The sequence below is a fragment of the Sphingomonas sp. JC676 genome, from assembly GCF_014489075.1.
GTDB lineage: Bacteria > Pseudomonadota > Alphaproteobacteria > Sphingomonadales > Sphingomonadaceae > Sphingomonas.
In genome coordinates this window covers 851282-871624 of record NZ_JACTGR010000001.1, presented here as the reverse complement: position 1 = coordinate 871624, position 20343 = coordinate 851282, and the positions used below count along the sequence as shown (strand labels likewise).

The 20343-nt window shown below is 66.2% G+C and carries 21 protein-coding genes and 1 tRNA gene; 5 read left to right on the top strand and 17 right to left on the bottom strand.

The window, feature by feature from the left end; translation table 11 throughout:
* Positions 1 to 68: 68 nt before the first annotated feature.
* The 11 genes from IAG41_RS04020 to IAG41_RS03970 all read right to left on the bottom strand — a co-directional run bounded on the left by IAG41_RS04020 (position 69) and on the right by IAG41_RS03970 (position 10736).
* Entirely contained in the window at positions 69 to 989 is a 921-nt protein-coding gene (locus IAG41_RS04020; RefSeq protein WP_187727262.1) for a hypothetical protein, read from the bottom strand.
* Entirely contained in the window at positions 986 to 1801 is an 816-nt protein-coding gene (locus tag IAG41_RS04015; RefSeq protein ID WP_187727261.1) for an inositol monophosphatase family protein, read from the bottom strand. Before IAG41_RS04015 ends, IAG41_RS04020 begins: the two co-directional genes overlap by 4 nt.
* A 130-nt stretch (positions 1802 to 1931) precedes the next feature.
* Complete coding sequence (gene efp, locus IAG41_RS04010) at positions 1932 to 2495, bottom strand: elongation factor P (RefSeq protein WP_187727260.1); 564 nt, start codon at positions 2493 to 2495, stop codon at positions 1932 to 1934.
* A 173-nt stretch (positions 2496 to 2668) separates the two neighbouring features.
* Positions 2669 to 3241, bottom strand: a complete 573-nt coding sequence (locus IAG41_RS04005; protein WP_187727259.1) for a M23 family metallopeptidase — start codon at positions 3239 to 3241, stop codon at positions 2669 to 2671.
* 4 nt (positions 3242 to 3245) lie between these two features.
* On the bottom strand, positions 3246 to 4253 hold the full coding sequence (locus IAG41_RS04000; RefSeq protein ID WP_410468058.1) for a L,D-transpeptidase: 1008 nt from the start codon (positions 4251 to 4253) through the stop codon (positions 3246 to 3248).
* Between the two features lie 43 nt (positions 4254 to 4296).
* Positions 4297 to 4992, bottom strand: a complete 696-nt coding sequence (gene thiE / locus IAG41_RS03995; protein ID WP_187727258.1) for a thiamine phosphate synthase — start codon at positions 4990 to 4992, stop codon at positions 4297 to 4299.
* A 59-nt stretch (positions 4993 to 5051) separates the two neighbouring features.
* The gene (locus IAG41_RS03990; protein ID WP_187727257.1) at positions 5052 to 6083 is read right to left on the bottom strand and encodes a hypothetical protein; all 1032 of its coding nucleotides are present in this window, start codon (positions 6081 to 6083) and stop codon (positions 5052 to 5054) included.
* A 59-nt stretch (positions 6084 to 6142) separates the two neighbouring features.
* On the bottom strand, positions 6143 to 6808 hold the full coding sequence (locus tag IAG41_RS03985) for an O-methyltransferase (protein ID WP_187727256.1): 666 nt from the start codon (positions 6806 to 6808) through the stop codon (positions 6143 to 6145).
* Between the two features lie 19 nt (positions 6809 to 6827).
* The gene (locus tag IAG41_RS03980; RefSeq protein WP_187727255.1) at positions 6828 to 7223 is read right to left on the bottom strand and encodes a putative quinol monooxygenase; all 396 of its coding nucleotides are present in this window, start codon (positions 7221 to 7223) and stop codon (positions 6828 to 6830) included.
* Positions 7220 to 8134, bottom strand: coding sequence for a class I fructose-bisphosphate aldolase (locus IAG41_RS03975; protein WP_187727254.1), 915 nt, complete (start codon positions 8132 to 8134; stop codon positions 7220 to 7222). The genes IAG41_RS03980 and IAG41_RS03975 overlap by 4 nt, the downstream gene beginning before the upstream one ends.
* 523 nt (positions 8135 to 8657) lie before the next feature.
* Entirely contained in the window at positions 8658 to 10736 is a 2079-nt protein-coding gene (locus IAG41_RS03970; protein ID WP_187727253.1) for a catalase, read from the bottom strand.
* 121 nt (positions 10737 to 10857) lie between these two features.
* On the opposite strand from IAG41_RS03970, the gene IAG41_RS03965 reads away from it, so the two are divergent.
* Positions 10858 to 12099 (top strand): MFS transporter, encoded by a 1242-nt coding sequence (locus tag IAG41_RS03965; protein ID WP_262408437.1) that lies wholly within the window; start codon positions 10858 to 10860, stop codon positions 12097 to 12099.
* On the opposite strand, the gene IAG41_RS03960 is transcribed toward IAG41_RS03965, so the two are convergent.
* From IAG41_RS03960 to tkt, 3 genes are all read right to left on the bottom strand, one after another.
* The gene (locus IAG41_RS03960) at positions 12096 to 13286 is read right to left on the bottom strand and encodes a phosphoglycerate kinase (protein ID WP_187727252.1); all 1191 of its coding nucleotides are present in this window, start codon (positions 13284 to 13286) and stop codon (positions 12096 to 12098) included. The two genes, IAG41_RS03965 and IAG41_RS03960, sit on opposite strands and share 4 nt — an antisense overlap.
* A gap of 100 nt (positions 13287 to 13386) precedes the next feature.
* Positions 13387 to 14391, bottom strand: a complete 1005-nt coding sequence (gene gap, locus IAG41_RS03955; protein WP_187727251.1) for a type I glyceraldehyde-3-phosphate dehydrogenase — start codon at positions 14389 to 14391, stop codon at positions 13387 to 13389.
* Positions 14388 to 16352, bottom strand: coding sequence for a transketolase (gene tkt / locus IAG41_RS03950; protein WP_187727250.1), 1965 nt, complete (start codon positions 16350 to 16352; stop codon positions 14388 to 14390). Before tkt ends, gap begins: the two co-directional genes overlap by 4 nt.
* A 139-nt stretch (positions 16353 to 16491) precedes the next feature.
* Between tkt and IAG41_RS03945 the strand changes: the two genes are divergently transcribed.
* The 4 genes from IAG41_RS03945 (at position 16492) to IAG41_RS03930 (ending at position 17957) form a co-directional block, all read left to right on the top strand.
* The gene (locus IAG41_RS03945) at positions 16492 to 16677 is read left to right on the top strand and encodes a hypothetical protein (RefSeq protein ID WP_187727249.1); all 186 of its coding nucleotides are present in this window, start codon (positions 16492 to 16494) and stop codon (positions 16675 to 16677) included.
* Positions 16677 to 16979, top strand: coding sequence for a cell division protein ZapA (locus IAG41_RS03940; protein ID WP_187727248.1), 303 nt, complete (start codon positions 16677 to 16679; stop codon positions 16977 to 16979). The genes IAG41_RS03945 and IAG41_RS03940 overlap by 1 nt, the downstream gene beginning before the upstream one ends.
* Before the next feature lie 217 nt (positions 16980 to 17196).
* Entirely contained in the window at positions 17197 to 17751 is a 555-nt protein-coding gene (locus IAG41_RS03935) for a 5-formyltetrahydrofolate cyclo-ligase (protein ID WP_187727247.1), read from the top strand.
* On the top strand, positions 17733 to 17957 hold the full coding sequence (locus IAG41_RS03930; protein ID WP_187727931.1) for a DUF2842 domain-containing protein: 225 nt from the start codon (positions 17733 to 17735) through the stop codon (positions 17955 to 17957). Before IAG41_RS03935 ends, IAG41_RS03930 begins: the two co-directional genes overlap by 19 nt.
* A gap of 151 nt (positions 17958 to 18108) precedes the next feature.
* On the opposite strand, the gene IAG41_RS03925 is transcribed toward IAG41_RS03930, so the two are convergent.
* The 3 genes from IAG41_RS03925 to IAG41_RS03915 form a co-directional block, all read right to left on the bottom strand.
* Entirely contained in the window at positions 18109 to 18996 is an 888-nt protein-coding gene (locus tag IAG41_RS03925; protein ID WP_187727246.1) for a hypothetical protein, read from the bottom strand.
* Between the two features lie 100 nt (positions 18997 to 19096).
* Positions 19097 to 19173, bottom strand: a tRNA-Asp gene (locus tag IAG41_RS03920).
* Positions 19174 to 19219: 46 nt separating this feature from the next.
* Positions 19220 to 20326 carry an AI-2E family transporter gene (locus IAG41_RS03915; RefSeq protein WP_187727862.1) on the bottom strand — a complete coding sequence of 369 codons (1107 nt, stop codon included), beginning with the start codon at positions 20324 to 20326 and terminating at the stop codon, positions 19220 to 19222.
* Positions 20327 to 20343 lie beyond the last annotated feature (17 nt).

Sequence of the window (20343 nt, the reverse complement as noted above, 5' to 3'; positions counted from 1 at the left end):
TTCTAGGACGGTGGAGGGGGTGCGGCAAGGGTTTGAACCCCTGAGAATCACTCGCAATTAGCCGGCGTTCAGCGCGGGGTCGCGCTGGCCTGAATCGCTACGATCGGTGTCGGCTTCTGCACGCCTGAAACCTTGCCGTCCTTGTCGGGCGAATAGGCGCTCCACTGCGAGTCCGCGACGATCAGCAGCTTGTCGCCGGCGCGGGCGATCTGGGTGGGATCGACGATCGCCCCGCCCTGCGCCGCCACTTCAAGCCTGGTCACATGATTGTCGGCGGAGATACGGAAACGCCACGCTTTTCCCGGTATGCTGGCGTTGCGCACGCCGACGAAACCGTCGCCATCGGCCACCATGCCGTCCACGCCCGGCAGCAGCGATCCGTCCTCGAGCGGCACCGGCGTTTCGGCCAATGTCGCCAGGTCCACGCTGATCAGCCCGCGCCCATAGTCCGCGACGAGCAGCCGCTTGCCGCCGTCATAGACCACCGTGCCCTGCGCACTGCCCTTCTGGCGCGGCGCGATCACGACCGTCAGCTCGCGGCAATCGCCCCGACAGCGATAGACCGCGCCATTGGCGCCGTCGCTGACGAACACCTGGTCGCGCCACACCGAAACATCGCCGGGCGTGAACGGCGTGTCCCCCGCGGGGCGAAGGCTGGCGCGCGGCTTTCCCGACCGGTCGATCGCCACCAACCCCGTCCGGCAATCGGCGAGCTTCAGCACGTCGGGGCAATTGGCGGCGACCCACAGCCAGCCGCGGCCGGCATCCCAGGCGATGCCCAGCGGCGCGCCCTCGCCTTTCGGCATCGGCACCGCGCGGAAGCGACGCTTGCGATATTCGACGATCATCCGATCGAGGATGCTGCTCAGCCAGACGGTCTCCCCGTCCGAGGCGACGCCCTCGATCAGCCGGTATTGGGCGGGAACCGCGAATTCGACGGCAGGCGGCGCGTCCTGGGCCAGCAGCCCGAACAGCGCCGCGGGGATCATCTGAGCGCGTTCCCGACCAGCTTGTGGAGCTTGGAGTGGAGCACGTCGTTCGCCGCGAGGAACTGGTTGCGCTGCATGGCGAGGTCCTGCCCGCGGAAATCGGTAATGAAGCCGCCGGCTTCCTTGATCAGGATATAGCCCGCCGCGACGTCCCAGGGCTGGAGGTCCGATTCCCAGAAGCCGTCGAAGCGGCCCGCTGCGACCCATGCCAAATCGAGCGACGCCGCGCCGAGCCGGCGGATGCCCGCCACTTCAGGCGCCACCGCGCCGAAAATGCGGCTCCACTGCGCGAAATTGCCATGGCCGAGGAACGGGATGCCGGTCGCGATCAGTGCGTCTGCCAGGTCGCGCCGCGCCGAGACGCGCAGCCTTTGATCGGTCAGCCACGCGCCGCGGCCCTTCTCGGCCCAGAAGCTCTCGTCGGTCAGCGGCTGGTAGATCAGCCCGTGGGTGATCTCGGGCTTGCCCTGGCTGCCGTGCGGATCTTCGACCGCGATCGAGATCGCGAAATGCGGGATGCCGTGCAGGAAATTGCTCGTGCCATCGAGCGGATCGACGATCCAGCGCGGCTTGTCGGGATCGCCTTTGATCTCCCCGCCTTCCTCGGCAAGGATGCTCCAGTCGGGCCGCGCCTTGCGCAATTCCTCGACGATCGTCTCCTCGGCGCGCTTGTCGGCCATCGAGACGAAGTCGGCGGGCCCCTTGCGGCTCACCTGGAGGTGCTGGACCTCGTTGAAGTCGCGACGCAGGCGCGGCGCCGCCTTGCGGGCAGCGCGCTCCATGACAGTGAGAAGGCCGGAATGGGCAACCAAATCTACTCTCCTCCCCTCCCGCTTGCGGGAGGGGTCGGGGGTGGGCGCCCGCCATCCGCGAGCGTTGAATCATGAGGCGGGCGAGGGCCCACCCCTAACCCCTCCCGCAAGCGGGAGGGGAATGAGAAGATCAATCCGCGCGCTTCACGTAGGTCTGCTCGTAGACATCGACCACGATCCGGGTCCCGGCCGCAATGTGCGGCGGCACCATGATGCGCACGCCATTGTCGAGCACCGCAGGCTTGTAGCTGGAAGACGCCGTCTGGCCCTTCACCACCGCATCGGCCTCGACGATCGTCGCTTCGATCGTGTCCGGCAGCTGCACGCTGATCGGGCGCTCGTCGTAAAGCTCCATCACCACGTCCATGCCGTCCTGCAGGAAGGCCGCGGCATCGCCCAGGATGCCTGCGTCGAGCGTGATCTGCTCATAAGTGACCTTGTCCATGAAGGTCAGCGCATCGCCGTCGCGGAAGAGGAACTGGAAGTCGGTGGTGTCGAGGCGCACGCGCTCGACCGTTTCCGCCGAGCGGAAGCGGACATTGTTCTTGCGGCCGTCGATGAGGTTCTTCATCTCGACCTGCATATAGGCGCCGCCCTTGCCGGGCTGGGTGTGCTGAATCTTGACGGCGCGCCAGATGCCGCCTTCATATTCGATGATGTTGCCGGGACGGATGTCCACGCCACTGATCTTCATGATCGAGACCTGTACCTGAGAAAGAGCGAGCGCGCGCTTTAGCGGGGGAAGGCCATGCGGGCAACACCCCTGCTTCCAAGCCGTCACCCCGGCGAAAGCCGGGGCCCAGGATTTCTCTGACCCGCCGCGTATGGCTCTGGATCCCGGCTTGCGCCGGGATGACGAGGTGAAATCTAACGCACACCCGCAAGCAGCGGGTACGGATTGACGTTGGTCCCCTGCCACCAGGCCTCGCCGGGTTGCATGATCTTGATTTCGAAATGGAGATGCGGCGCGCCGCCGGCGGCGCTGCCGGTATTGCCGACCGTGGCGATCTGCTGGCCCTGCTGCACCACCTGCTTCTCGGCCACGCCGTAGGTGTCGAGATGCGCGTAATAGTGGATGGTGCCGCCATCGGGCGTCCGGACATAGATTGTGTGGCCCCCATTCACGCTCTCGAAGATCTTCTCGACCGTGCCGCCCGCGGCGGCGAGCACCGGCGTTCCCTGTGGCGCCATGATGTCGATCGCATGGTGCTCGCGGGTGCCGCCGCCGCGGCTCTGGCCCCAGGTGTCGCTGAGCTGGTTCGCGCGCACGCCCTGCACCGGAATGATCAGCGACGTGTCCGCGAAGCCCGGCGCGGCGGATTGCTCGCGCACGGCCTGCGCCGGAGGATCGAAGCGGATGCGCACCATCGAGGCGAAGGCAATCGCGAGCACGAGCAGAAACAGCCCGAGTCCCCATCCAACGCGCTTGGCCAGCGTCATGCCGTCACTCCTGGAAGATCACCGGCGTCCCCGGTTTGATCATCAGCGCCAGCCGCGCCGCGTCCCAATTGGTGAGCCTTATGCAGCCATGGCTCTCGCTACGCCCGATATTCTGCGGCTCGGGCGTGCCATGGATACCGTAATGCTCCTTCGAAAGGTCAAGCCACACCACCCCCACCGGTCCATTCGGCCCCGGCGGCAGCATCGCCGGATCGGAATCCTTCTTGGCATCCCAGAACAGTTCCGGATTGTAGTGGAATTTGGGGTTGGTGTCGGCACCGTTGATCTTCCAGCTGCCGACCGGCAGCGGATCATGGCCACTGCCCATCGTCGCGCTGAACTGCGCCACCAGCCGGTCCGCCTTGTCGAAGACCTTGAGCACCTTCTCGGACTTGTCGACGACGAGATGGTCGGCCTCGGGCACGTTCGCCTCGACATTGAGGTCGTTGAGCGTCTTGCGCCAATCGGGTTTGATGTCCGCCGGATAGTCGCGCGACGCGGGCAGCGCGTTCGGGAACGTGAACTCCGCGCCCACGCCGATACCCTTTCCGCCTGGATTGAGCTCGACCAGCACCTCGGGCGTGGTGTGGAACATTTCGGCCAGCTTCTCCAGCGGCCGGCTATAGCCGAGCGACGGCAGCTTGGCCTGTTCCTCAGGATCCTTGGGCATCGGGCTCACATAGGGCCCAGCCAGCGTGTCGGCGGTAAGGCGAAGCTGCCTGACCGGGCGCAGCGACCGATAGGGCTGCAGCGCGCCGAGCGTTCGAGCGTCGAGCTTGCCCGTGGTCGCCAAGCCCCGCGAAGTCTGGAACCCCTTCAGCGCGGCCACCAGCGACTGGCCTTCGCGCCCGTCGAGGATCCCCGGCGAAAATCCGAGATGGTCGAGGATCACCTGCGCATGGAGGATCGTATAGTCGATCGGCGGGCGGGCTTTGGTTCCGTTCCCCTGCGCCAGTGCGGGACCGGCCGAGGCACAAGCGAGGCAAGCGGCAATGATTAGCTTTTTCCGCACCGATTCAATCTCCTGACCAACAATGGTTCGCCAGGAGAACGAGTTAGCGCGCCAGTAGGTCCGTGAACGCCTTTACCGCCGCTGCTTCGTCCTCGCCCCACACCGCATTGGACACCGCGAGGAAGTCCGCGCCGGCCGCCACCAAAGGCGCGGCATTGGCCGGCGTGATTCCACCGATCGCGACGCACGGTATCTCGAACAAGGTCGACCACCACGACAGGATCGCCAGTTCGGGGCGGTGCCGCGTTTCCTTGGTGGCCGTCGGGTAGAAGGCGCCGAACGCAACATAGTCCGCCCCGCCTTCGCCCGCTTCCATCGCCAGATGCCGGCTGTCGTGGCAGGTCACGCCGATCTGGGCGTTCGGCCCCAACACCGATCGCGCCTCGCGCGGATCGCCGTCGCCCTGCCCCAGATGAACGCCGTCGGCGCCCAGTCGCTTGGCCAGGCTGATGCTGTCATTGACGATGAACGCCACCTCGGCATCGGCGCAGATCCGCTGGAGCGGCTCGGCAAGCCGCACCGCCTCATGCTGGTCGACGCCCTTCACCCGGAACTGGAACGCCGCGACGGGCCCTGCCTCCAGTGCGCGCTTGAGACGGTCCGGAAACCCGCCGTCCACCTCGAGCGGCGAGATCAGATAGAGCTGGCACGGCGGCCGGCGGATATCGCGCACGAAATTCTCGGCGAAGCCCTCCAGCGAGACTTCGCTATCCTGTTCGTCGTCTTCGATACCGTTCATGCTCTGCTCCGCCATCCGCGGGGCCTTTCACCCAGCGGCGCGCGCCGTCAAGCGCCGCCTCACGAGAGCGGCGTCCGGTTCAGCGTGTGGATGGCGCGCAACTGGATCTGCGCGAGCGCGCGTTCTAACCCGGCGAACCGCCCGATGATCGCCGTCAATTCCGTTGCCGTGGGCGTTCCGCGCCGAAGGCTATTCGATGTCTCCCGCAGGGCCGCCGCCACCGCCTCGCCCTGCGGGAAGAGGTCGCGCGCGCCGACTTGGATGCGCTGAACCAGATCCAGCCCGCTGGTATCCGCTCCCCTCGCCCGCGCATCGGTGATTTGGCTATCCCCGAGCGAGATTGCGGACTCCAGCAACGGCCGCTCGCGCCCCAGCAGCAATTCCAGCTCGGCGGCAAGTTGGTCCAGGTCGCCGGAGACCTTGCTGTCGGCCACCAAGCCTGCCGGCGTCGCGATCCGCAACATCTGGCGCTGGCCACGGTAGATAATCGCGACGACCTCGAAAAAGACACGGTCCGCGACATGATCGTGCGAGGCAACGGCACGCGCCTTGGTGAGCAGAATCAGCAGGTCGAGTTGCTGTCCGCCCGCGGCCAGCAGCTGCACATTCGCCCGGAGCGCGGCCGGCAAGTCACGCTGCTGAAGCGCCTTCAGGAGATCCTCCATGGCGTCGATCATCTTGGTCCGATTGGCGTTGAGCGTCAGCACGCCGCTCTGGATCGCCGCCGCGCTGAGATCGGATGGAAGGTGCAACTGCTCGAAGGCCGGCGCCTTCAATGCGCTCACCACTGCACTCGATCTCCGGAGCGCGGATCGGGCATTGGCAAGTGCCGCGCGCGCCTCCGCCGTCGCCGCGGGCGCTCCCTTGCTGTTGAGCGCGGCCGCCAGCTTGGGCTGGATCGCCTCGACCGACGCCTGCCCCATCTGGAAGGCCGCCCCCATCTGTTCGATCCAGTTGCTATAGGCCTGGAGCTGATCGCCCGGGGCCGCGTCGCGCTCCGTCACGATGGCCGGTGCCGATTGCGGCACCTGCGCCATCGCAGGCGCCGCCGCCACGATGGAAATAACCGCGCAATAGTGCTTGAGACGCATCGTAAAAATCCCCCGCGTTGATTTCAGCAGAAGGCGCGCCACGTGTCGAGCGTCGGGATTCAGCCTTGAACCACCGCCAGCAGGAACCCGTCCCATTTCTTGGTGCCCACGGTTTGTACCGCGGTCGCGCTCAGCCTGGGCTCGGCGGCGACCGCCTCGAACAGCGCGCGCGTACCGTCGATCCGGGGATCGCCCGACCTGGCATCGAGGATGCCGCCCTCACGCACGACATTGTCCACCACGATCGTACTGCCCGGCTGGGTCAGCGCCAGCGCGGCCTCGAGGTAGGCGACGTTCGAGGGCTTGTCGGCATCGATGAATACCAGGTCGAACGGCGCTTCGCCCGCCGCGATCATCGCCTCCAGGCTCGCGACCGCAGGACCGACGCGCACCTCCACCCGTTCCGCCAGTCCGGCCCGCGCGATGTTCGCGCGCGCCACTGCGGCATGGTGCGGCTCGAGCTCCAGCGTCACCAGCCGCCCGTGCTCGGGCAGCGCCCGCGCCAGCCAGATCGTCGAATAGCCGCCCAGCGTCCCCACTTCGAGGATGCGCCGCGCGCCGCACATCTTCGCGAAAAGATGGAGCATCTTGCCCTGCGCCGCGGAGACGTCGATCGCGGGAAGCCCGCCCACCGCGTTCGCGGCGAGCGCGGCGTCGAGCACCGGATCATCGCCCAGGAGATGCGCGGCGATATAGTCGTCGACCTGTTCCCACTCGGTCGTCATCCGGCACCTCCCCGACGCGTCACGCCTTGATGAAGCTCGCCTCCGATACCGGCCGAGTCTCGGCGCTCATCTCGAAGCCCGCGATCAGCGGACGGCCCTTGGCGATCGCCGCCTTCACCGCCGGAAGCGCAAGCGAGGCGTCATGGCTCGCCTTCCGGTCCCAGATCTCGGTGATCCAGATCACATCTGGCTCCTTGGCGTCCTCGGCGATCAGATAGGCGAGGCAGCCCGGCATGTCGCCGGTGCCCGCCCCCAGTATCTCGATCAGCTCGGCGCGCTTGCCGGGCTGCGCCTTCATCTTGCCGATCATGCCGTAAGGCCCCGACTCGTCTTCCATCGCCGTCCCTTTCGCCAGCGCAGCCCCGCCCAGCAGCGCGAGCGCAAGGCCAGCCAGCACGGGACGGCGCGGGATCATTCCTCGTTCTTGTAGATTCGCACCAGCTTGTCGAGCATCGCCATCGCGTCCTCACGCTTGCGCTGGAAGGTATTGCGCCCGATGATCGAGCCATTGCCGCCGCCGTCGCGAATGTCGCGCGCGTCCTGGTAGACCGCGTCCTCGCCCTTGGCCGCACCGCCCGAGAAGACGACGATCCGGCGCCCGGCGAAGCAGCTCTGCACGACATGGCGGACGCGATCGGACTGCTTCGACCAGTCCGTGCCCTCATAGGCCGGAATGGCTTCCTTCTGCTCGATATGGTCGTTCGGCAGCTTGACCTTGATGATGTGTGCGCCGAGCAAAGCCGCCATGTGCGCGGCATAGGCGCCGACGTCGAGCGCCAGCTCGCCCGACTTGGGCAGCTTGCCGCCGCGCGGGTACGACCAGATCACCGTCGCAATGCCGACCGACTTGGCTTCTGCGGAGAGCTCCTTGATCTGCTCGATCATGCTGAACAGATCGTCGCTGCCCGGATAGATGGTAAAGCCGATCGCCGAGCAACCGAGCCGCAGCGCATCGTCGACGCCGCCGGTCACCGCCTGGTTGGCGCCGGTAGCCCAGCTGTTCGACGAATTGACCTTGAGGATCGTCGGGATCTGCCCGGCGAAAGTGCCAGCACCGGTCTCGATCATCCCCAGCGGCGCGGCAAAAGCGCTCAGCCCCGCGTCGATCGCGAGCTGGAAGTGATAATGGGGGTCATAGGCGTCGGGGTTCACCGCGAAGCTGCGCGCCGGGCCATGCTCGAAGCCCTGGTCGACCGGCAGGATGACCAGCTTGCCCGTGCCGCCGAGCCGGCCCTGCATCAGGATGCGCGCCAGATTGGCCTTCACGCCCGGATTGTCGGACTCATACTTGTCGAGAATGGCTTTGACCGCGGGCGTGATCTGCATGTTGCTTCCCTGATTCGTGTCGCTCGCAGGCGCTCTAACCCAGCGCCTCGAACCGAGAAACCGCTGACAACGCTGACCAGTCCGAAGAAACCTGGCCGCACGCCGAAACGAGGCGCGAATATCGCCGAGCCGTGGGCGCAAAAAAAGGAGGGTGGATTTCTCCACCCTCCCCGCTCTTGGGCCGCTGGAGTTCCGGACCAGCGTCCCGGGAGTATCCCGTCTGGCCGCATCGCTTCTGCGGGCGGCCGAATCAAATTCCTATCGTCCTGCCGAACCACGGCAAGCCAGGAGGATTTGCGAAGCAAGGATCGGAGAATGGGCGCGCTGCGGTCATGAGACCCGCATGCAATGGCCATTTATGCCACGCCTACAAACCGACCGATTCTTCCCCCCAAATCGTCACGAACGTTATCCCATGCTCGCTGGCACAGGCACAAGCCTAAATATCGACAACGTGAATATTTTCCGAATTGTTTCTGTCACGCGAGTGCCGTTTTGGGAATCGAGGTCCCAATAACCGATATCAGGCGAGCATGCGTACCTTGGGCTCGCGATCCCAATATCGCTTTCCGGCCGCTTCCACGAACGCCTTGTCGGCGGCCACCACGCCGGCGTCGGGCACCACACCGGCCTTGTCGAGCAGCGGCTGCGCCTCTGGGCTATGCGCGATCGCCTTGCAATGGCCGAATGCATCCATGACGAACTGGGTGGCGGCGGCCTCGCCCAGCAACGCAGCGCAGCCCTTGTCGGAAACCAGCACCACCACGGCATCGAACAGTACCGACGGCCCACCCGCCAGCTGGAGGTCGGCCTTCTGCACCGATCCGTCGGAAAGTTTGGCGCCGCCCACCTTGGGCGCGACGATCACCGCACGCGCACCGCCGCCTGCAATGGCGCCGGTCAACGCCTTCAAAGCGACCGCATCCGTTCCGTCGGCGATCAGGACGCCGATCGAGCGGCCCTTGATCGTCGCAAGATCGAACGGCCCCTCGATGATCCGCAGCGCGGGCGACGGGTCCAGATCCTGCACCGGCGCCGCGCTGGGCGATGCCTTGGGCAGCGGCATTGCCAGCCCGTTGGCGACGCGTTTCGCCAGATCCGGATCGACGTTGACGAGGTTCGACATCATCCGCACCCGGACATGCTCGAGGCCGACCTTCGACAGTTCGAAGACGATTGCCGACGCCAGATGTGCCTGCTCCGGCACCGCGAGCGAGCGGAAGAACATCCGCGCCTGGCTGTAATGGTCGGCGAAACTCTCGGGCCGAATGCGGAGCTTGTCGCCCTGCTCGTCCTCAGCATCTCGCCCCGGAAACGTGGTGAAGCCCTTGGCCGGGCATTCGCGCGGCCCGCCTTCCTCGCCAGCCTCGCTCAGCGAGTTGGGTTCGTAATTGGCGCGACCCTTGGGCACCGCCATCTGCATGTGCCCGTCGCGCTGGAAGTTCATCACCGGGCATTTCGCCGCATTGATCGGCAGCTGGTGGAAATTGGTCGATCCCAGCCGCTTGAGCTGGGTGTCGAGATAGGAGAACAACCGGCCCTGGAGCAAAGGATCGTTGGTGAAGTCGATCCCCGGCACCACGTTCGCCGGGCAATAGGCGACCTGCTCGGTCTCGGCGAAGAAATTGTCGGGATAGCGGTCGAGCACCATTCGCCCGATCAGCCGCACCGGCAGCACTTCCTCGGGGATGATCTTTGTCGGATCGAGCACGTCGAATGGCAGCGAGTCCGCGAATGCCTCGTCGAACGCCTGGATGCCCAGCTCCCATTCGGGGAAGTCGCCGCGGTCGATCGCCTCGAACAGGTCACGGCGCTGGAAATCGGGATCGGCGCCGGCGATCTTCACCGCCTCGTCCCAGCAGGTCGATGCCACTCCCTGCTTGGGCTTCCAGTGGAACTTGACGAAGGTCGACTTGCCCTTCGCGTTGACCATGCGGAAAGTGTGGATGCCGAAGCCCTCCATCGTCCGCAGTGAGCGCGGAATCGTCCGGTCCGACATCGCCCACATGATCATGTGGGTGGATTCGGGCATCAGCGAGATGAAATCCCAAAACGTGTCATGCGCAGATGCCGCCTGGGGATAGCCCTTATCGGCTTCCATCTTCACCGAATGGATCAGGTCGGGGAATTTGATCGCGTCCTGGATGAAGAACACGGGGATATTGTTGCCCACCAGATCCCAATTGCCTTCCTGCGTATAGAATTTGACCGCGAAGCCACGCACGTCGCGCGGCGTGTCGACCGATCCCGCACCGCCCGCGACGGTCGAGAAGCGCGTGAACAGCGGCGTACGCTTGCCCTTCTCGCTGAACAGGTCCGCCCGGGTGATGTCCGACAGATCCTCGTAGGATTCGAAAAAGCCATGCGCCGCGGACCCGCGCGCATGGACGATCCGCTCGGGAATCCGTTCGTGATCGAAGTGGAAGATCTTCTCGCGCAGCACGAAATCCTCGAGCAGCACCGGCCCGCGCGCACCCGCCTTGAGCTGGTTCTGATTATCGGAAACCGGAATGCCCTGATTGGTCGTCAGGCGATCGCCGTCGTCGGACGTCGTTTGATGGGTCTCGCCGCCATTGCCGGTCTCGAGCTTCTTGGTCGCCATGTCGAAATTCCCTCTGAAGTCGGGGGCTTAACCGCCCGCGCGCGCCGAAGGTCCGCGTCTTGATTAAGGTTATGTCGATTAGGGCGATCGGCATGCCGATGCGGACGCAGGATTGTCCGGCATGCACTCGGCTCATACCAAGATAGCGCTTGCGTCGATACCGCGCGCCGGGCTTTGGGCGCGCATGAGCCATCCGGACAGCCATGACATCACCCCTGCCCTCACCCTGCTGATGGCGGTGGGCTGCGGGATGATGGTCGCCAATATCTATTACGCCCAGACGCTGATCGACACGATCGCTCCCGCTATCGGGATGAGCCCCTGGGCGGCCGGCGCGATCGTTACCCTCACCCAGCTCGGCTACGGCCTCGGCCTGGCCCTGATCGTGCCGCTGTCCGACCTGTTCGAGAACCGCCGGCTGACGCTGATCGCCACCGCCGGCACCGTGATCGGCTGCATCGGCGTGGCGCTCTCGCAGAACGCCCCGCTGTTCCTCGCCGCGTCGTTGGTGATGGGAATCTGCTCGGTCGGCGCACAGATCCTGGTGCCGCTCGCCGCACACCTCTCGTCGCATGCGCGCCAGGGCCGCACGATCGGGCTGGTGATGAGCGGGCTGCTAACCGGCATCATGCTCGCCCGCCCGATCGCGAGCTTCGTCGCCGAGATCGCCGGTTGGCGCGCGGTATTCTTCGTTTCCGCGGGCATGATGACCGCCATCGGCCTGACGCTCGCTCTGTGGCTTCCCGAGCGGCGGCCGGAAACGCGGCTCGGCTACGGCGCGATCCTCGCCTCGATGTTCGAGATGGTCCGCACGCACCGGGCGCTGCGCCTGCGCGCCGCCTACCAGTCGCTGCTGTTCGCCGCGTTCAACCTGTTCTGGACCGCTGCGCCGCTGGCGCTGATCCACCGCTTCCATTTCAGCCACGGCCAGGTCGGGCTGTTCGCGCTCGCCGGCGCAGGCGGTGCGCTGGCGGCACCGATCGCGGGCCAGCTCGCCGACAAGGGCAAGATGCGCGCCACGACGCTCTTCGCGCTGGCGCTGGTGACCTTGTCGTTCCTCGCCGCGGGCTGGGCGGTGGCGCTCGGCAGCGTGATCGCCTTCACCGTCACTGCGGTGCTGATCGACGCTGGGGTCCAGCTCAACCAGATCTCGGGCCAGCGCATCATCTTCGGCCTGTCGAGCGAGGCACGCGGCCGGATCAATGCCGCGTACCTCACGATCATGTTCGTCGTCGGCGCAAGTGGGTCGCTGATCGGCTCGGCCGCCTATCAATATGGCGGTTGGACGCTCGCCGCGTCGATCGGCGCCGGCATGGGCGCCGTCCTGCTGCTCCTGTTCATGCTGTTCGACCGCAAGGCCTAGCGCGCGAGCGCCGAGACCCCCGGCAGTTCCTTGCCTTCCATCCATTCCAGGAAGGCGCCACCCGCGGTCGAGACGAAGGTGAAATCGTCCGCCACGCCGGCCTGGTTGAGCGCGGCGACGGTGTCCCCACCCCCCGCCACCGAAACCAGCGAGCCTTCGCGGGTCAGCGCCGCGGCGGTCTTGGCCAGCGCGACGGTCGCGGTATCGAACGGCGGCGTCTCGAACGCGCCGAGCGGCCCGTTCCAGACAAGCGTGCGGCAATTCTTGAGCACATCGGCGAGCGCCTCGGTCGCTGCCGGTCCCACGTCGAGGATCATCTCGTCGGCCGCCACTTCATGGACATTGACCGTCCGTGTCGCCGGGTTCGGCTTGAATTCCTTCGCCACCACTACGTCGTAGGGCAGATGGACGATGCAATGCGCCTTGTCCGCCGCGTCCATGATCTCCTCGGCAATGCCGGTCAGGTCATGCTCGCACAGGCTCTTGCCGACATCGACACCGCGCGCCGCGAGGAAGGTGTTGGCCATGCCGCCGCCGATGATCAGGTGATCGACCTTCTCGACCAGGTGCCGGAGCACATCGAGCTTGGACGAGACCTTCGCGCCACCCACGACTGCCGCAACCGGATGCTCGGGATTGCCCAGCGCCTTGTCGAGCGCGTCAAGCTCGGCTTCCATCTGCCGTCCGGCGAACGCCGGCAACCTGTGCGCCAGCCCCTCGGTCGAGGCATGCGCGCGATGCGCGGCGGAGAAGGCGTCATTGACGTAGAGATCGCCCAGCGCGGCGAGGCGCTCGACCGCCTCGGGCGCGTTCTTCTCCTCGCCCGGATCGAAGCGGGTATTCTCGAGAATGCCGATCTCGCCGTCCGCCATCTTGTGGATGACGTCGCCGGCCTGCTGGTCGTCGATGAAGCGCACCGGCCGCCCCAGCACCTGCTCGAACGGCTTGGTGACCAGCGCCAGGCTCATCTCCGGATTACGCACGCCCTTGGGACGCCCGAAATGCGCGAGCACGATCACCTTGGCGCCGCGGTCGGCCAGTTCGGCGACCGTCTGCATCGCGGCGCGCAGCCGCGTGTCGTCGGTCACCGCGCCGTCCGCCATCGGCACGTTCAGGTCCTCACGAACAAGTACCCGCTTGCCGGCGATCTCGCCCATGTCGTCGAGCGTCTTGAAGTTGCGCGCCATTATTCACTCCCCTTCCCGTTCCCCTGCGAACGCAGGGGCCCAGGGTCACAAGCGATGTCCTGCGTGGCTCTGGGCTCCTGCTTTCGCAGGAGCACCGGACTTAGAGTCGAGCCATCGCCGTGGCCGTATCGACCATGCGGTTGGAGAAGCCCCATTCATTGTCGTACCAGCTGACGACGCGCACCAGCTTGCCGTCGATCACCGCGGTCTCGAGGCTGTCGACCGTCGAGCTCTGCGGCGTGTGGACGATGTCGACCGAGACCAAAGGCTCGTCCGAATAGACCAGGATGCCCTTGAGCGGACCGCTTTCGGACGCCGCCTTGAGGATCGCGTTGACCTCTTCCTTGGTGGTGTCGCGCTTCGGCGTGAAGGTCAGGTCGACAAGGCTGCCGTCCGGCACCGGGACGCGGATCGCCGAGCCGTCCAGCTTGCCCTTCAGCTCGGGCAGCACCTCGCCCACGGCGCGCGCGGCGCCAGTGGTGGTCGGGATGATCGACATCGCGGCGGCACGCGCGCGGCGCAGGTCCGGATGGATCTGGTCGAGGATCTTCTGGTCGTTGGTATAAGCGTGGACCGTGGTCATCAGCCCACGCTCGATGCCGATCGAGTCGTTCATCACCTTGGCGACGGGCGCCAGGCAGTTTGTCGTGCACGACGCGTTCGAGACGATCGTGTGCCCCGCCTCGAGCTTCTCGTGGTTGACGCCATAGACGACGGTCAGGTCGACATTCTTGCCCGGCGCCGAGATCAGCACCTTCTTGGCGCCCGCATCGATATGCTTCTGGGCCGAAGCGCGGTCGGTGAAGAAGCCGGTGCATTCCAGCACGAGCTCGACGCCGTTCGCGGCGTGCGGCAGGTTCGCCGGATCCCGCTCGGCGGTGACGTGGATGCGCTTGCCGTCGATCACCAGGTCGTTGCCGTCGGCCTGGACGGTGCCGGGATACTTGCCGTGGACGCTGTCGCGCGAGAACAGCCAGGCATTGGATTTGGCGTCGGCAAGGTCGTTGATCGTGACCAGCTCGAGCCCGCAATCGGGACGCTCGAGGATCGCGCGCGCCACCAGCCGGCCAATCCGCCCGAAACCGTTGATCGCAACCTTCGTCATGCCTGTTCTCCGTTCAGTCTCTCGATGATCCGCGGCACGATGGCTCCCGCGGTGAGCCCGTAATGTTCGTAGAGCCTCAGATAGGGACCCGACGCGCCGAAAACATCCACCCCGAAACGCAATCCGTCGCCGGTGTAGCGCTCCCAGCCCAGGGTCGCGCCCGCCTCAATCGAGACCTTGAGCGCGTGGTGCGGCAGCACGTCCTTCTTGTACTGCGCGTCCTGCGCCTCGAACCGTTCCCAGCACGGCATCGAGACGACATCGGCGCCGATCCCCTGCGCCTCCAGTTCCTCGCGCACCGCGACGGCGATCTCTACCTCGGAGCCCGTGGCGATCAGCACGACCTGGCGCACCGCCTCCGCCTCGATCAGGCAATAAGCACCACGGCCGGTGAGATTCTCCGGAGCGCTCGTACGCAGTTGTGGCAGGTTCTGCCGACTGAGTGCGAGCAGCGACGGCCCGTCGGTCCGCGTCAGCGCCAGCGCCCAGGCCTCGGCGGTCTCGACCGTGTCGCACGGGCGATAGACGTGGAGATTGGGGATGAGTCGCAGGCTCATCAGATGCTCGATCGGTTGATGCGTCGGCCCATCCTCGCCGAGCCCGATCGAATCGTGCGTCATCACATAGACGACGCGCGCCTCCTGCAGCGCCGAGAGACGGATCGCCCCGCGGGCATAGTCGGAAAAGACCAGGAAGGTGCCGCCATAGGGAATCACGCCGCCGTGCAGCGCCATGCCGTTCATCGCCGCCGACATGCCGAACTCGCGGATGCCGTAATAGACGTAGCGCCCGGCATAATCCTCGGCGGTGAGCGCCTTCAGGCCCTTGGTCAGCGTATTGTTCGAGCCGGTGAGGTCGGCCGAGCCTCCGAGCGTCTCGGGCAGGATCGCGTTGATCGCTTCCAGTGCCATTTCGGAAGCTTTTCGGGTCGCAACCTTTTGCGGGTTGGTGATCAGATCGGCGATGTACGATTCGAGGATGGTCTCCTGCACGTCGCCGCGACGCTCATAGCCGATCCGGTCGGGATCCGCCGCCAGCCGCGCCGTCCATTCGGCGTGCGGCTTGGCGCCGCGCGCGCCGGCTTCGAGCCAGGCGTTACGGATGTCATCGGGAATCTCGAACGCGGGATAATCCCAGCCCAGCGCCTTGCGCGCGTCCTCGATCTCGTCCTTGCCCAGCGGCGATCCGTGCGCCTTGGAGGTGCCCGCCTTGGTCGGCGCGCCCTTGCCGATGATCGTGCGGCAGCGGACCAAGGTCGGCAACGCGCTCGCCAGCGCCTCGTCGAACGCGCGGACGATGTCCTTCTCGTCATGCCCGTCGCACGCAACAACGTGCCAGCCCGATGCACGGTAGCGCGCGGGAATATCCTCGCTCGACGACAGCGAGACCGCGCCGTCGATCGTGATCCTGTTGTCGTCCCACAAAACGATCAGCCGGCCGAGCTTGAGATGCCCGGCCAGGCCCACCGCCTCATGGTTGATGCCTTCCATCAGGCAGCCGTCGCCGGCGATCACCCAGGTCCTGTGGTCGACGAGCTGGTCGCCGAACTCGGCATTCAGGTGCCGCTCGGCCATCGCCATGCCCACCGCCATCGCCAGGCCCTGGCCCAGCGGCCCGGTGGTCGCCTCGACTCCGGCGAGCTCGAAATTCTCGGGGTGCCCCGCGCACGGGCTGCCGACCTGGCGGAAGGTCTTGATGTCCTCCAGCGTAGGGCGCGCATAACCGGTCAGATGCAGTGCTGCGTAGAGCAGCATCGATCCATGGCCGGCGGAAAGCACGAAGCGGTCGCGGTCAGGCCAATAGGGATCGGCCGGATCGAACTTCAGATAGCGCTGGAACAGGACGGTCGCGACGTCGGCCATGCCCATCGGCATGCCGGGATGCCCAGAATTCGCGGCCTCCACCGCGTCCATCGCGAGCGCGCGGATCGCATTGGCGCAATCGGTGAAGGATGTCGTCACTGGGGCTCCCCAAAAATGCAAGTGGCTCTAGTGCGGCACGCCTTTGGGGGGACAGCGCCCTCGCGTCAACCGGCTGGTGGCACCCTCGGGGGAAACAGGGGTTGCCGCGGGGCCCCCGCATGGTATCGCCTGTAATATCATGGCTGACAGAGCAGACCGCATCGAGCAGGCGCTCGCCCGGATCGAGGCAGCGGCCACCGCCCGCGCCTATGCCAGCGCCCGTCTCGCGCGCCGCCATGCGGTGCTGCGCCAGCGCATGGAGGAAGCCGTCGCGGCGATCGACGCGCTGATCGCCGCCGAAGCCGATCAGCCGGAGGAGGAGTGATGGCCGATATCACGCTCGTCATCGCCGGCCGCAGCTATTCGATCGCCGCGCGAGAGGGCGAGGAGGCGCATCTGCGCAACCTCGAGGCGCTGATCGCCCGCCACGCCGAGACCGCCCACCAGGCCTCGGGCGGGATCAATTCCGAGCGCATGCTGGTCTATCTCGCGCTGATCCTCGCCGATCTGCTCGACGAGGCCGAGCGCAATCCGTCCTCGGGCGTCTCCCCCGTCCTGCTCGATCGCATCGCCGATCGTCTCGAAGCCGTCGCGGCAGCCCTTGAGGAAGACGCACAGGACGGCTGAGGGTCCATTGCCAGCGGCGGGTACACACCCTAGATAGGGAATTGGCGGGCACTGCCCGGTACGAGCCTTGGCATTATCCCTGAGGCTATTCATCATCCATGGGAGCTGTCCCTGTGCAGATCCTGGTCTGCTGCATATGGTTCCCACCTGACGTACCGCGCGTCAGAGGATATTCTGGCAAACGGCCACGGCGGTCCCGCCACCCCGCCCGCAACGCATGATTCTGGATAAACCCGCCCTGCGGGCGCGCTTGCGCGCCGATCGCGACCAGTTCGCCGCCGAATCGAGCACTGCGATCACGGCCCCCGAGGCCTATGTCGCGCGTTTGCGCCCCGGCATGATCGTCGCCACCTATCATCCGATCGGCAGCGAGGCCGATCCCACCCAGCTCGCCGCCGCAGCCGCGGAGCGGGGCTGCCGCCTCGCCTTGCCCCATGTCGTCGATCGGACCGCGCCGATCCGCTTCCTCGCCTGGGATCCCGTCGTGCCGCTCGTCACTGGCCCCTTCAACCTGCGCCAGCCCGACGCCGACAGCCCCGAGGTCGCGCCCGACGTGATTCTCACGCCGTTGGTCGGCTTCGATCGCCGCCTCAATCGGCTGGGCCAGGGCGCCGGGCATTACGATCGCGCTTTCGCGCGCTATGAGGCCGCATGGCGAGTCGGCGTCGCCTGGTCGGTGCAGGAAGTTCCTGCCATACCCGCCGATATCTGGGACGTGCCGCTGAACGCCGTCATCACCGAGGAGGCCATGCTGTGCCACGAGGAAGCGTAGAACCGAGCTGGCGCAAGCCCGCAGGCGCGCTGGGAATCGTCCTGCTCGTGCTGGTATGGGTGGTCGTCGTCGCGACCTTTTCGGCCGAGATCGGCGCATTGCCGGTCATCGCCCAGCTGCCGCTCTATGTGGTGCTCGGCATCCTCTGGATCGCGCCGTTGAAGCCGCTGCTCCGCTGGATGGAGACCGGCCGCTGGCGGGGGTGAACTGGGCGCTCCTATTTCTTCGTCACTTATTTCTTCGTCATCCCGGCGAAAGCCGGGACCCAGGGTTACTCAGCGTAGACCTGCTTGGCTCTGGGCCCCGGCTTTCGCCGGGGTGACGTGAACGAGACGGGGATGACGTTGGAACGAATCGTCACACTTTCTTGACCGGCCCTCCACCGGCATCGTCCTTCTTCGCCGCGTCCCCCTTGTCTTTCCCCTTCCCGAAGGTCCTGACCGCGATCCACACGCCGCCCAGCGCGACGACCACCGCAGCCAACGCGATCAGCCATTTCTCCAGCGCGCCCATCACGCCGGTTCCGCGGCGCAATTTGTCCTCCAGCGCCTTGGCGCGCGCGTCGCGGCGCTGGGCGTCGGTCACCGCCACGTTGATGTCGATCGGCTTCCGCGCCAGATCGTAGCGCGATCGCGAACCGTCGGCCGCGGTCGCATCGACCGAGATGGTGAGCAGCAGCTTTTGCGGCCCCGCCTCCTTCGCGGTGATCCGCCATTGCCAGACCTCGCTGCGATCGGCGGCCAGCGTCTTGGGCTGCGGTCCTGCCGGAGTGATGTCGAACCCGCCGCCGCTCAAAGTCGCGGTCATGAGGTGCCCGATCGGGGTCCGCACCTCGACATGCTGCGTCGCATTGCCGCCAACCGATTCGTGCACTTCGGCGGCATCGGCCTTCTTGCCTACGCCCAGCACCAGGTCACGGCTCTCGCCGACCACCATTTCGCTGGGCGCGTTGAACACGCCCAGCCCCGCCTCCAGCGTCGCTTTTTCTTCGGTGAAGCGGCGGCACTGCGCCGCGCTCGTCGCATAGTCGACTGCGGGGCAATAGGCGTCTTCTCCCGCCGTCGGCGTGCCGGTGCTGCCGTTCTCGATTCCGGCATCGTTCACCGTATCGTCGACCGTCGCGACCGTGTTTTCAGTCGCCCCGCCCGCGGCGCCATCGGCGTTCTTGGAGGTCGGGCTGGGCGGCGCGCCGCAGCCCGAAACCAGTGTCAGCGCCAGCATGGGCAGCAGGACAAGACGTCGCATCGCTTCCTCCCCTGGGAGCAAAGTTCATGCGACCGCGAATATGATTTCCGCTGTGAAGGGAGGCTATGCCCGACCGCGTCCGAGTGCAATCCTCGGCGCGTGGCGCGAGTGACGGGGCTCGAACCCGCGACCTCCGGCGTGACAGGCCGGCGCTCTAACCAACTGAGCTACACCCGCTCATTCCAAGCGAGGAGGCGGCCACTAGCCGCCGGATTCGGGGGTGTCAACCGGATTGGTCGCGGCTAGCGCGACGATGCGGCCGCGCCTCCTCGGGATCGCTCACCAGCGTGCCGTGCTCGAACAGGAATCCCGCGATATCCGGCTTGCCGGCGGCGTTGAGCACCGTCTGGATGATAATCAGCAGCGGCACCGCGAGCAGCGCGCCTGTGGTGCCCCACACCCAACCCCAGAAGCTCAGCGAGATCAGGATCATGATCGGATTGATCGTCAGGCGGTGCCCGACGATCAGCGGGGTCACGAAATTGGCTTCGATCAGGTGCGCGCCGATCATGATCGCCGGCGGTACCATCGCCCAGCCGATATCGGCGAAGCTCATCAGCCCGCCCACAGCCAGCAACACCGCGGCGATCACCGGCCCGATATAGGGAATGTAATTGAACAGCGCGACGATGCCGCCCCACATCAGCGGCGTCGGCATGCCGAGCAGCCACAGTGCGCCCGCGACGATCAGCCCCAACGTCATGTTGATCAATGTGATCGTGCCCAGATAGGCCGAGGTGTCGTCGACCACGTCCTGGATCACCCGCGCGGTCGCCATCGCGCCGCCGAAGCTCGAGCGCGAAGTGATCGCGCCGCGCCGCAGCCGGGTCCAGCCCGAGAGGAAGAAATAGATCACCAGGATCGCGAAGAACATCTCGATCAGCGCCGACGGCGCCGAGGTGGCGAACAGATCGAGCAGCGAGCGCGGCGGCGGCGCCTGCACCGTGGTCGGCTGGCGGATCGGCGCGGCGGCGAAGTTGGTCAGCGTCTTGTTCACGAACTGCTCGAGATTCGCATAGAAGCGAATCAGCGGCTCGAGATTGTGCTGGATCTGCGGGATGCTCTCGGGCAGCCGCCGGATCCATTGCCAGGCCGGCACCACGATCGACGCCAGCGCGACGTTCGCCGCGACCAGGAACAGCAATACGCAGGTGAGCGCGGCAAGCGGCGCCGGCATGCGGTGCCGCTCGAGCCATTCGAGTAAGGGCACCAGCGCGATCGCGATCACCAGCGCTGCGGTGAGCGGCAGGAAGAAGGGCGATCCCGCCTGGAGCGCGAAGGGCAAGGCGAGCAGCAGCCCGATCCCGGCGATCAGCGTCAGCGCCGCCATCAGCCGGTCGCGTTTCA

Coding starts and splice junctions, on each gene's coding strand:
- IAG41_RS04020 (WP_187727262.1), bottom strand. CDS start 989: ATGATCCCCGCGGCGCTGTTCGGGCTGCTGGCCCAGGACGCGCCGCCT.
- efp (WP_187727260.1), bottom strand. CDS start 2,495: ATGAAGATCAGTGGCGTGGACATCCGTCCCGGCAACATCATCGAATAT.
- IAG41_RS04005 (WP_187727259.1), bottom strand. CDS start 3,241: ATGACGCTGGCCAAGCGCGTTGGATGGGGACTCGGGCTGTTTCTGCTC.
- thiE (WP_187727258.1), bottom strand. CDS start 4,992: ATGAACGGTATCGAAGACGACGAACAGGATAGCGAAGTCTCGCTGGAG.
- IAG41_RS03990 (WP_187727257.1), bottom strand. CDS start 6,083: ATGCGTCTCAAGCACTATTGCGCGGTTATTTCCATCGTGGCGGCGGCG.
- IAG41_RS03985 (WP_187727256.1), bottom strand. CDS start 6,808: ATGACGACCGAGTGGGAACAGGTCGACGACTATATCGCCGCGCATCTC.
- IAG41_RS03980 (WP_187727255.1), bottom strand. CDS start 7,223: ATGATCCCGCGCCGTCCCGTGCTGGCTGGCCTTGCGCTCGCGCTGCTG.
- IAG41_RS03975 (WP_187727254.1), bottom strand. CDS start 8,134: ATGCAGATCACGCCCGCGGTCAAAGCCATTCTCGACAAGTATGAGTCC.
- IAG41_RS03970 (WP_187727253.1), bottom strand. CDS start 10,736: ATGGCGACCAAGAAGCTCGAGACCGGCAATGGCGGCGAGACCCATCAA.
- IAG41_RS03965 (WP_262408437.1), top strand. CDS start 10,858: ATGCACTCGGCTCATACCAAGATAGCGCTTGCGTCGATACCGCGCGCC.
- IAG41_RS03960 (WP_187727252.1), bottom strand. CDS start 13,286: ATGGCGCGCAACTTCAAGACGCTCGACGACATGGGCGAGATCGCCGGC.
- gap (WP_187727251.1), bottom strand. CDS start 14,391: ATGACGAAGGTTGCGATCAACGGTTTCGGGCGGATTGGCCGGCTGGTG.
- IAG41_RS03945 (WP_187727249.1), top strand. CDS start 16,492: ATGGCTGACAGAGCAGACCGCATCGAGCAGGCGCTCGCCCGGATCGAG.
- IAG41_RS03940 (WP_187727248.1), top strand. CDS start 16,677: ATGGCCGATATCACGCTCGTCATCGCCGGCCGCAGCTATTCGATCGCC.
- IAG41_RS03935 (WP_187727247.1), top strand. CDS start 17,197: ATGATTCTGGATAAACCCGCCCTGCGGGCGCGCTTGCGCGCCGATCGC.
- IAG41_RS03925 (WP_187727246.1), bottom strand. CDS start 18,996: ATGCGACGTCTTGTCCTGCTGCCCATGCTGGCGCTGACACTGGTTTCG.
- IAG41_RS03915 (WP_187727862.1), bottom strand. CDS start 20,326: ATGGCGGCGCTGACGCTGATCGCCGGGATCGGGCTGCTGCTCGCCTTG.